We start from the raw sequence: 7,631 nt of genomic DNA, 5'->3' as shown, positions 1-7,631 counted from the left end.
TTTAATCTATATGAATTTTACAGGTTAATTTTATTATTTAAGAATTCGATAAAGCATAAAATTTCCATACTAGTATAAACAATCCAATCCAAACTGCCGATAAAATTCATAGTAACCAAGAGTCATAAAGATGCTAGTCTTGTTTAGAGCAATTGAAAATAATGTTAGCAGATTATGTAAATTGGTTTAATAATTTCAGAATCTATTCAACTTTAGGTTATTTTAGTCCAAAGGATTATAAATTACATAACCTTAAAAAATTGTCTAACTTAGTGTTGATAATCCAGTTGGAGAAGGAGAAGATTTTTCAGAATATGCCATACAACGATATAATAGATGTAAAGATGAGATAAAAGTATACAAAGTAAGAATAAGGGGATATAGAAATGTTTGAGTTAGAGCGATTTAAAAAGGCAAAAATAAAAAAATACATAGAAGAGGGTAATTTACAAAAAGCAAAAATAGCTTTAAAGGAATATAAAGAGTTAAATCAATATGATATGGAAGTTTACTGTATGGAATCTATAATAGAATTTTTAAATGAAAATTATAAAGAGGCAGAAAGTTATTTAATTGATATCTATGATAAATATGAGTTTAATTTTGATATAAATTATAACTTAGGTGTGATTCAAATACATCAAAAAAATTACACAGATGCAGCTAAATATTTAGTTAAAGCTATGTTTATAGATTCAGGTCAAAGTGAACTTGCAAAAGATGCGCTTGTTACAATACCCACGGAAAGTTTAAATAGAGAACAATTTGATAAAATAAAGAATGAAGTATATGCATATTTTTCAAATTATAAAAGGAGTTTTCCAATAAAAAATGCACAGGAATTGTATATAGGAAAATGTATAAAATTAAAAGAAAAATCCTATTATTGTGGCATATATGATTATTATTTTCCAGAAAGGGATAGATTATTACTAAATTATGACAATGATACTTATGGGCTATTTAAGAGTGAAATACTTCCAGGAAGAAAGGTAAAAAAAGAAACATTTAATATAAAAAATAAATCTATATTGCCTATAATGAAAATAAATCAAAGCAATGTATCAGTAATTATAAATAATAATGAGAAATTCGATTTAAATAATAACTTAGTTAATAGATTTTATTATTATCCTATAAACAAAAATACAATGGTTACAGTAAATAGTAAAGATGAATTTGTTGTTGGTGATATAATAGAAATTAAAGCAGATAAGTCAAAACCTAAGTTGATTTTAAATATATTTGTAGATGGATTATCCCAAAAATTTTTAGAAGACAATGGAATTGAAAAATTTATGCCAAACACATATAACTTTTTTAAAGAAGGTACTATTTGTAACAATGCTTATGTTAGTGGAGAATGGACGTATGTTAGCATGGCAAGCTTCTTTACTGGAGAATACACTAAGAATCATAGAGTTTTTCAACCAGATTATGATACAGAAAATATATTTCACAAAGAACTATATAGTGAAATTCTGAAAAAAAATGGTTATTTTTGTTCGAGAATAGATGGAGATTGGAGAAGTACTCCTACATATGGATATATTAAAGGTTTAGACAGATTTTTATATCAACCATCAATTCGTGGAATGCATTCCGATGATATAGTTATGGAAAGTATAGAACATTTAGAAGCTTTTAAAGAGAAAAATAACTTTTTATGGATTTGCATACCAGATCTTCATGATGTTGCAGATGAATTTGAAACTAGATTTAGTACTCAGGTTAAATCTTCTATTACTAATAGAGTTTTTGAAAAGACTAATGAGTCTAGTGTAAAAAAGAAATATGATATTAGTAAAATACAAAGGTATGGGATCCAACTAAAAAGGATAGACACGTATCTACAGGTACTATTCAATTATATAAAAGATAATTATTCTGATGATGAATTTGTTATTAGTTTGTTTGCAGATCATGGACAAGGTTATTTAGTTGATACTGATGAGTTTTTAGATGAAGGAAGGACAAATGTTGCTATGATGTTTAGAGGTAAAAATATACCTAAAGGGCAATGTAATGAACTAATTCAGGGATTGGATTTATTCCCTATTATATTAAATTCAATAGGTATAGGTAATGTAGACATAAAAGATGGCAATGTACCTAAGCATTTTGGAGATGGTAATGAAAGAGAATATACTATAACTGAAAGTGTTTTTCCTAATAATCCATATAGACTAGCAATAAATGATTTGAAGCATAAATTCTTTTTTAATACAAAGGATGTATGTACAAAAGATGGAAGAGTTCAATTGAAAAATTTCAATGTGAAACTTATAAATAAATTAACAGGTAAAGATGAAACAAATATTTATAAAGAAAAAACAGAAAAATATACAAATATAGCTATTAATCATATAAAAGAATTTATAATAATAGCTTAGTTAAAAATAAACCTATAATGTGGAATTTAAATTAAAGTTATTATACGTTTAAATATTATTTGATACCATCTATTAGAGGCTTATTTGTCATGGCTTCAAGAAGTTAAACCTAAAGTATTGCCAAAAAGTAAGCTTGGTTAGGTAATTACAGTTTATCTAACTGGGAATTTTTAACCAATGTATTCCATGGGCAGAATACTTCCCCAAGGAATGTAAATCAGAACTAAAATCCAAAAAATAACATAAGTCCTATTTATGATTATTATCTCATAGATAGGACTTGTGCTATATATGGGCTGTATTTGACGGATACCTACCAAGTAAAGTTATTTTAGTGTAATTATTATGCTTTATTGACAGCATCTTCCTTTAGTACTATAATGTTCATAATAATAAAAAGGAGGATGTTTGTGAACATATATAAATTTGATGTGATGAACACTGTCATTAAAGAAGGTTATACAAATCAAAGAAGTATTGCAGAGGTTACAAATTACTCATTAGGGAAAGTCAATTCAGCTGTACGAACTTTAGTTGATGAGCAATATTTAGATGACCAGCTTACTTTAACAGAGAAAGCTTTAAAAGAAATACATAGAAAGAAACCTAAAAATGCTATAATTCTTGCTGCTGGTTTTGGAATGAGAATGGTACCAATTAATATGGAATTTCCAAAAGGGTTACTAAAAATACATGAAGAACCATTGATTGAAAGAATAATTTATCAACTTCATAAAGTAGGAATATATAATGTTGATATTGTAGTTGGCTTTATGAAAGAAAAATATGAATATTTAATTGATAAATATGGAGTTAATCTTGTTTATAATCCAGATTATGCCCTTAAAAATAATATTCACTCATTAAATTTAGTAGTTGATAAAATATCAAATACCTATATTATTCCCTGTGATATATGGGCAGAAAGAAATCCATTTTCAAATCATGAATTGTATTCATGGTATTCTGTTTCTGACATAGTAGATGATGAGAGTACTGTTAGAATAAACAGAAAGATGGAACTTGTCTCTGTAGAAGAAGGAAAAGCTGGAAATACAATGATAGGGATTTCTTATCTTTTAGAAGAAGAGGCATCTATAGTACGAGATAAGATTAAGAAATTTTGTAGTATGAAAAAATATGATAAGTCATTCTGGGAAGAAGCTTTATTTGATAAAGTTGATAAAATGGTTGTGTATGCTAGAGTTTATAAAGCAGACCAGGTATTTGAAATCAATACCTATGAGCAACTTAGGGAATTAGATGAGAACTCAGAACATCTGAATTCTGATAGTATTTCTTTAATAGCTATGGAAATGAAAGTCACATCAGTTGATATTCAAGATATTTCAGTTTTAAAAAAGGGTATGACCAATTGTTCTTTCCGATTTAGCTGCAAGGATAAAAAATATATTATGCGTGTTCCGGGAAAAGGAACCGATAAATTGATCAATCGAAGAAATGAATATGAAGTATATCGAGTGTTAAAAGAAGAAGGTATTAGTGATAAAGTAATATATATATCTCCAGATACTGGATATAAAATAACAGAGTTTTTGGATAATGCAAGGGTTTGTGATCCGTTTAATATTAATGATGTAAAGTTGTGTATGAAGTTTTTAAGAAAATTTCATGAAAGCAAATTAAATGTTGAACATACATTTGATATATTTAAGCAAATTGAGTTTTATGAAAGTCTTTGGGATGGAAAGCCTTCAATATTTGTGGATTATTCCGAAACGAAGAAAAAAGTCAAGTCATTAAAGCCTATAATTGAGTCATTGCCAAGAGATTGGACACTTACACATATTGATGCTGTTCCAGACAATTTCCTTGTGATAGATGACGAAGTTTGTTTAATAGATTGGGAATATGCCGGTATGCAGGATCCACATGTAGATATTGCTATGTTTGCTATTTACTCTATGTATGATAGAGAGTATGTAGAGTTATTAATTGATAGTTATTTCATAGAGGGTTGCCCTGAAGATATTCGTATTAAGATCTATTGTTATATTGCAGTTTGTAGCTTGTTATGGAATAACTGGTGTGAGTACAAAAGGTTTTGTGGAGTTGAATTTGGAGAATATTCCTTAAAACAGTATCGTTATGCAAAGGAATATTATAATATTGTTCAGGAAGAATTAGTTAGAAACAAAATGATGCCATAAAATCAGGAGGATAAAAAATGAATAGTAGTATTACAGATGAGGCTGTTAAAACAATTGACCATTATAAAGTTGATAATGCAATTATTATGGCAGCTGGCATTTCATCACGTTTTGCACCAATTTCATATGAGTATCCAAAGGCATTACTTAATGTTAAAGGTGAAGTATCAATAGAACGTCAAATCCGGCAGTTAAAAGAGGCAGGAATTCATGATATTACTGTAGTAGTTGGTTATAGGAAGGAATTATTTTACTACTTAAAGGACAAATATGATGTTAATATTGTGGAAAACCCAGAATACAATGTACGTAACAATAACTCAACACTTTATTATGTTAAGGATATATTATCTAATACCTATATTTGTTCTGCAGATAATTATTTTACTGTAAATGTGTTTGATGCTTATGTACAGGAAGCATATTATTCAGCTGTTTTCCAAAAAGGCGAGACAAATGAATGGTGCATTAAGACAGATGACACAGGTCTGATAACTGATGTAGTTGTAGGTGGATCTGATTCTTGGATAATGTTGGGACATGCATTTTTTTCTCAAGAATTCTCAAAAAAGTTTGTAGAAATACTGGAGAGAATTTATGATAATCCAGAGACTAAACCATTATTGTGGGAAGGGATTTATACAAAACATATAAATGAACTTCCTATGTATATTCGAAAGTATTCAAAAGAAATAATTTTTGAGTTTGATACTTTAGATGAACTCAGAACGTTTGATAATACATATTGGGATTGTACTAGATCTAAAATTTTGCAACAAGTCTGTCAAGAGTTAAAATGCAAAGAACGGGATATTCTTAAAGCAAAGCCATTAAATATAAATGGAGAAACTATAGGTTTTACATTCATAACAAATGATATTCTATATAAATACCTATACAGTGAAAAAGTAATAAGAATAGAAGAGGATTAGTATGAATAAAGAAGATTTCAACTTGATTTTAGAATTATGTAAGAATAAGATAAAGGTCCGAGATTTGAAGAGTATCAGGACACAACGTCTAGGGGGATTGACAAATAAAAATTATAAGGTAGATACGGAATTAGGGACATATGTTATAAGGCTTCCTGGTGACGGAACGGAAGAAATGATAAACAGAGATGAGGAACATTTATGTACTGATCTAGCAAATCAAATCGATATTGACTCTCAGCTCATTTACTTTGATGATAAAACAGGAATCAAGATTTGTCGTTATATCCATAATGCTGAAACAATGAATTATCATTTAGTTCGCAAGAGAGAGAATATGAAAGCAATTGCAGAGATATTTAAAAGATTGCACTCATGTGGAGAGTCAGTTCCTGTTGTATTTGATGTATTTGAAAAGATTGAAGACTATGAAAATCTTTTAAATAAATATACAAAGGATTATTTTTGGAAAGATTATCAGGTCGTAAAAGAGCAGGTTTATCAGTTAAAGGATGAGCTAGAAGGAATGAATGTACAGATGACAATGTGCCATAATGATCCCCTTTGCGAGAACTTTATTAAGGGCGAAGATAGAATGTACTTGGTAGATTGGGAATATGCAGGTATGAATGATCCAATGTGGGATTTAGCAGATTTTTTTATTGAGGCGGAATTAACAGCACAAGAGGAAATTATATTCTTTAGGGTTTATTTTGGGCATGCTGTAGATAGTATGATAGAACGACGCATTCTAATAAATAAAATTTTCTTAGATTTTTTATGGAGTCTTTGGGGAAAACAAAGATCTGCTAATGGTGAGGACTTGGTCGAATATGCAAATAATCGTTATAAAAGGGCAAAGACGAATCTAGCTCTTCTAAATAAACAATTTGTGAATGTAATTTAATGAAAATAATTCATTAATATAATAGGAGGATATCACTATGTTTGAGGGATTAGCTGCAGGTTTATTATGGGGGCTTAACACTGTTATTTTAGGCGTAGCTCTCGCAATGACACCTTTTATAAGTACTGAGCAAGCAATTTTTCTAGCACCATTTGTCAGCACTTTTATTCATGATTTCTGTTCGACTTTATGGATGCTCATCTACATGGGAATTAAAAAGCAATATAGTAATATTATAAAGGCTTTAAAAAGCAAAGGTGGAAGGTTTGTAGTTTTAGCAGCACTTTTAGGTGGTCCTATTGGTATGACTGGTTATGTATTATCAATTAAATATATTGGTGCTGCATATACTGCTATTATCTCTGCTATGTTTCCAGCAGTTGGGGCCTTTTTATCGTATGTTTTTTTGAAGGAAAAGATGAAATTGTATCAACTGATTGGTCTAATCGTAAGCATTACAGGAGTTGTTTTATTGGGGTATACACCTGAAAACGGAGGAGTAAGCAATGCTTTTATAGGTTTATTATTCGCACTCTTGTGTGTGTTTGGTTGGGCGGCAGAAGCAGTAATTATATCTTATGGCTTGAAAGGTTCTGATATTAGTGATGAGCAAGCATTACAAATTAGACAGCTAACATCAGCACTATTTTACGGAATAATTATATTGCCTATAATTAGAGGCTGGGGATTTACTATTAATATCATATCTACAAAAACTACATTGATTATATTAGCAGCTGCATTGTTTGGAACAGCATCATATGTGTTTTATTATAAAGCTATTCATAAGATTGGAGCTGCTAAAGCAACGGCATTAAACATTACTTATTGTACGTGGGCAATTGTATTTGGCTACCTACTATTAAATGAAACGGTATCTGTAAAAGATATTATTTGTGCTATCTTTATTATCAGTGGTTCTATATTGGCAGCAAGTGATATCCGTGAATTCTTTCAAAAGAAAAGTTTGAGTTACTAAATTGTCCCCTTCAATAATTAAATCTGAAGTAAATTTTGATGAATCTTCAAGCATTAATTGCTAATTATTCTAGCATAATTGTAAAAAATATATCCTAATGCTAATGCAATGAGAAATCAAAGGGACAGGTACATTGATTATATAATCAAAATATCTCATAGAAAGACTAATAAATTAGTTGATCTGTGGGATTTTTTAATCTATATGAATTTTACAGGTTAATTTTATTATTTAAGAATTCGATAAAGC

Annotated in this window: 6 protein-coding genes; all 6 read left to right on the top strand. The window is 29.2% G+C overall.

The annotated features are described in order from the left end of the window. Positions 1-152 precede the first annotated feature (152 nt). The gene (locus EK368_RS15375; RefSeq protein WP_423243546.1) at positions 153-353 is read left to right on the top strand and encodes an IS3 family transposase; all 201 of its coding nucleotides are present in this window, start codon (positions 153-155) and stop codon (positions 351-353) included. A 33-nt stretch (positions 354-386) separates the two neighbouring features. Next, positions 387-2,393, top strand: coding sequence for a sulfatase-like hydrolase/transferase (locus EK368_RS12260; protein ID WP_129600124.1), 2,007 nt, complete (start codon positions 387-389; stop codon positions 2,391-2,393). A gap of 410 nt (positions 2,394-2,803) precedes the next feature. Then, a complete protein-coding gene (locus tag EK368_RS12255) occupies positions 2,804-4,564 on the top strand; it encodes a phosphotransferase (protein ID WP_129600122.1) in 1,761 nt (586 codons plus the stop codon). Between the two features lie 17 nt (positions 4,565-4,581). After that, the gene (locus EK368_RS12250; RefSeq protein ID WP_129600120.1) at positions 4,582-5,496 is read left to right on the top strand and encodes an NTP transferase domain-containing protein; all 915 of its coding nucleotides are present in this window, start codon (positions 4,582-4,584) and stop codon (positions 5,494-5,496) included. Between the two features lies 1 nt (position 5,497). After that, a complete protein-coding gene (locus EK368_RS12245; protein ID WP_129600118.1) occupies positions 5,498-6,403 on the top strand; it encodes a choline kinase family protein in 906 nt (301 codons plus the stop codon). Positions 6,404-6,440: 37 nt separating this feature from the next. Continuing rightward, complete coding sequence (locus EK368_RS12240; protein WP_129600116.1) at positions 6,441-7,382, top strand: DMT family transporter; 942 nt, start codon at positions 6,441-6,443, stop codon at positions 7,380-7,382. The last annotated feature ends 249 nt before the right edge of the window (positions 7,383-7,631 follow it).

Source organism: Anaerophilus nitritigenes (assembly GCF_004138215.1).
Taxonomy (GTDB): domain Bacteria; phylum Bacillota; class Clostridia; order Peptostreptococcales; family Thermotaleaceae; genus Anaerophilus; species Anaerophilus nitritogenes.
The sequence above is the reverse complement of the archived record's forward strand: the minus strand, read 5'-3'. Positions and strand labels throughout refer to the sequence as shown.